Annotated in this window: 2 protein-coding genes; both read left to right on the top strand. The window is 76.1% G+C overall.

Annotated elements, in window-relative coordinates; all coding sequences use genetic code 11:
• Nucleotides 1-4078, top strand: a 4078-nt coding sequence (locus tag ACWDSL_RS52160) for a KR domain-containing protein (protein ID WP_450496660.1), incomplete at its 5' end; no start/stop codon positions are given.
• 20 nt (nt 4079-4098) lie between these two features.
• Nucleotides 4099-4330, top strand: a 232-nt coding sequence (locus ACWDSL_RS52155) for a polyketide synthase docking domain-containing protein (protein ID WP_361732410.1), incomplete at its 3' end; no start/stop codon positions are given.

Here is a 4330-nt window from a genome sequence, read left to right as displayed (position 1 = left end):
CTACATCGAAATCGGCCCCGACCCCGTCCTGATCCCGGGCGCCCAACACACCCTCGACGCACTCGACACCCCGCCCGCGCACCCGCCCGTCCTCACCCCCACCCTCACCCGCACCCAGCCCGAGACGAACGCCCTCGCCCGCGCCCTCGCTACCCTCCACACCACCCACACCCCCGTCGACTGGACCCCCTGGCACCCGACCGCCCACACCATCGACCTCCCCACCTACGCCTTCCAGCACCAGCCCTACTGGCTGCGCGTGGACGGCGGACCGGGCGACCTGCGCAGCGCGGGGCTCACCTCGGTGGCGCACCCGCAGCTCGGCGCCGCCGTCGAACTCGCCGACGGCGGCCTGGTGATGACCGGCCGCCTCCCCGCCGCCGGAAGCGGCGGCGGCTGGCTCGCCGACCATGTCGTCGCCGAGGCCACTCTCGTCCCGGGCGCGGCCCTGGTCGAGTGGGCGCTGCGGGCGGCCGACGAGGCGGGCTGCGGCGGTGTCGAGGAGCTGGCGCTCCAGGTCCCGATGGCGCTCCCCGCGTCCGGCGGGCTGCGCGTGCAGGTCGTGGCGTACGCCCCGGGCGAGGACGGCCGCCGCGAGGTGGGCGTGCACTCCCGCCCCGACGGGGAGGCCTCCGCCCCCTGGACCTGCCACGCCACCGGGTATCTCGCCCCGGCGGCCCCGGAACCTGACCCGGCGGGCTCGTCGCTGGCGGGGGCCTGGCCGCCGCCGGGCGCCGAGCCGGTCGCGGTGGACGGCTTCTACGACCGCGCCGAGGCGCTGGGGTACGGCTATGGCCCGGCGTTCCGGGGCCTGACCGCCGCCTGGCGCCACGGCGAGGACCTGCTCGCCGAGGTCACGCTGCCCGAGGCGGCACACGAGGGCGCGGGCGGCCTCGGCATCCACCCGGCGCTGCTGGACGCGGCCCTGCACCCGGTGGCGCTGGACGCCGAGCGGGGCGGCGACGGGCAGCTGCGGCTGCCGTTCGCGTGGAGCGGCGTCACCCTCTACGCCACGGGCGCGCGCGCCGCGCGGGTCCGCATGTCGCCGCAGGAGCACGGCTTCCGGCTCCTGCTGGCCGACGCGGCAGGCAACGCCGTGCTCGGCGCCGACGCCGTGGTGGTCCGCGCGACGAGCGCCCGCCAGCTCCGCGAAGCGGGCGCCCGGCGGGTGGACGGGCTGTACACGGTGGCGTGGACCCCGCTGCCGCCGACGGAGATTCCCGCGCCCGACACCGGCGACCTGGCGGTCCTGGGCAGCGACGACGACCCGCTCCCGTTCCCCTTCCGCGCCTCGCGGTCCGGGCCCGGCCCTGCGCGTTACGCGGGCATCGACGAACTGCTCCTCGCCACCGCGACGCCCGCCACCGTGCTCGCGGGCGTCCCGGGCGGCGACCCGGAGTCGGCGGACGGGGCGCTCGCCGCCGCCACCGGCGTGCTGTCACTGGCCCGCCGGTGGCTGGAGGAGCCGGAGTTGGCCGACGCCCGGCTGGTGCTCGTCACCCGGGGCGGGATCGCGCCCGGGTCCGGGGACGCCGACGACGGCCCCGACCCGGCGGCGGCGAGCGTGTGGGGACTGGTGCGCAGCGCCCAGTCCGAGAACCCGGGCCGCTTCCTGCTCTGCGACATCGACGGCGGCACCGGTCCTGCCGAGCTGCTGGACGCCGTGCGGCGCGCGGTCGCGCTGGACGAGCCGCAGGTGGCGGTGCGCGGCGGCAACGCGCTGGTGCCGCGCCTGGAGCGGGCGGCGGCGCCGGAGTTGGTGCCGCCGCCGGGTGAGCGGGCCTGGCGGCTCGCGTCCGGCGGCTCGGGCACGGTCGACGGGGTCGAGGTCGTGCCCTGCCCCGAGGCGCTGGAGCCGCTGGCGCCCGGCCAGGTGCGGATCGCGGTGCGCGCCGCCGGGGTCAACTTCCGCGACGTGCTGATCGTGCTCGGGATGTACCCGGACGAGGGCACCTTCCGGGGCAGTGAGGGCGCGGGTGTCGTCCTGGAGGTGGCCGGGGACGTGACCTCGGTGGCCGTCGGCGACCGCGTACTGGGCCTGTTCGAGGGCGCCTTCGGCCCCGTCGCCGTCGCCGACGCCCGCGCGGTCGTGCCGGTCCCGCCCGGCTGGACCGACCAGCAGGCGGCCGCGGTCCCCACGACGTTCCTCACCGCCTGGTACGGGCTGGTGGACCTCGCCGGCCTGACGGCGGGCGAGAAGATCCTGATCCACGCCGCCACGGGAGGCGTGGGCACGGCGGCCGTGCAGATCGCGCGCCACCTCGGCGCCGAGGTCTACGCCACCGCCAGCCCCGGCAAACACCACGTCCTCGACGCCATGGGCATCGACGCCGACCACCGCGCCTCCTCCCGCGACCTCGCCTTCGAAGACGCCTTCCCCCCCATGGACGTCGTCCTCAACAGCCTCGCCGGCGACTTCACCGACGCCTCACTCCGACTCCTCGGCGACGGCGGCCGGTTCATCGAGATGGGCAAGACCGACATCCGCCACCCGGAGGAGATCGCCGCGTCCCACCCCGGCGTTCACTACCGGGCCTACGACCTGGTGCCCGATGCCGGTCTGGATCACGTCGGGGAGATGCTGCGCACGCTCGCCGGCCTCTTCGCCGAGGGCACCCTCCGGCCGCAGCCCGTCCAGGCGTGGCCGCTGGCGAAGGCCCGGCAGGCGCTGCGCCACATGAGCCAGGCCAAGCACACCGGCAAGGTGGTGCTGGACATCCCGCGCACGCCGGACCCCGACGGGACGGTCCTCATCACCGGCGGCACCGGCACCCTCGGCGCCCTGACCGCCGAACACCTCGTCACCACCCACGGCATCACCCACCTCCACCTCCTCAGCCGACGCGGACCCGACGCCCCCGGTGCCGCACAACTCCGCGACAGGCTGCAGACCCTGGGTGCCCACGTCACCATCACCGCCACCGACACCGCCGACCCCACCGCCCTGCGCGGCGTCATCGACGGAATCGACCCCGACCACCCCCTCACCGGCGTGGTCCACGCGGCGGGGGCGCTGGACGACGCCGTGCTGACGGCGCAGACGCCGGAGCGGCTGGCGGCGGTGTGGGCGGCCAAGGCGACGGCCGCCGCCAACCTGGACACGGCCACCCGCCACCTCCCCCTGGCCCTGTTCACCCTCTACTCCTCCGCCGCCGGCACCCTCGGCAGCCCAGGACAGGCCAACTACGCCGCTGCCAACGCCTACCTCGACGCCCTCGCCACCAGGCGACACCACACCGGCCTCCCCGCCACCTCCATCGCCTGGGGCCTGTGGGCGGCCAGCAGCGGCATGTCAGGCGACCTCGGCCAGGCCGACCTCGCCCGCATGAACCGCACCGGCTTCACCCCGCTGTCCACCCCCACCGCGCTGGCCCTCTTCGATGCCGCCCACCGCCACGGCGCCGCGTCCACGCTGGCGCTCGACCTCAACTCCCGAGCCCCGGGTTCACCGCCCTCCGACGCGGTGCCCGCCCTGCTCCGCGGCCTGGCCGCCGCCGGGGCCCCGGCCCGGCCCACCGCAGCCGCCGCGCGGCCCGTCGACTGGGCCGGCCGCCTCGCCGCGCTCACCGAGGCAGAGCGCCACCGCGAACTGCTCACCCTGGTACGCATGCACGCGGCGACCGTCCTCGGGCGCAGCGACCCCTCGGGGGTGCGGGCGGACAGCTCCTTCAAGGAGCTGGGCTTCGACTCGCTCACCGCCGTCGAGCTGCGCAACCGGCTCTCGATGGCCACCGGGCTGCGGCTGCCCGCCGCCCTGATCTTCGACTATCCCGACGCCGGGACCATGGCCCGCTACCTGGAGCAGAAGCTCGCCCCGGCCGACCGGCCCGCCTCCGAACCACCGGCGCGGGCCGATCACCTCGCGCCGATCCTGAACGACCTGACGAGGCTGGAGTCCACCCTCAGCGGCCACACGGTGGACGGCACGTCCCGCGAGACGATCGCGGGCCGGCTCCACGCACTGCTCGCCCGCCTGGAGGGCCGGGGAGACGGCGCGGGCATCGACGGCGAGGCGCTCGCGTCGGCGTCGGACGACGAGATGTTCGCCCTCATCGACCAGCAACTGGGCCCGTCCTGACGGGGAGTGACGGAGAAACCATGTCAGCCACCGAAGATAAGCTGCGCCAGTACCTCAAGCGCGTCACCCTCGACCTCGGCGAGGCCCGCCAGCGCCTGCGCGAGGTCGAGGAGCGCCACCAGGAGCCCATCGCCATCACCGCGATGGCCTGCCACTTCCCCGGCGGTGTCGCCTCCCCCGAGGAGCTGTGGCAGCTGGTGGACAGCGGCACCGACGCCATCGGCCCCTTCCCCGCCAACCGTGGCTGGGATC

Source organism: Streptomyces sp. NPDC000941, assembly GCF_053599555.1.
This window is presented reverse-complemented; position numbering and strand designations above follow the sequence as displayed.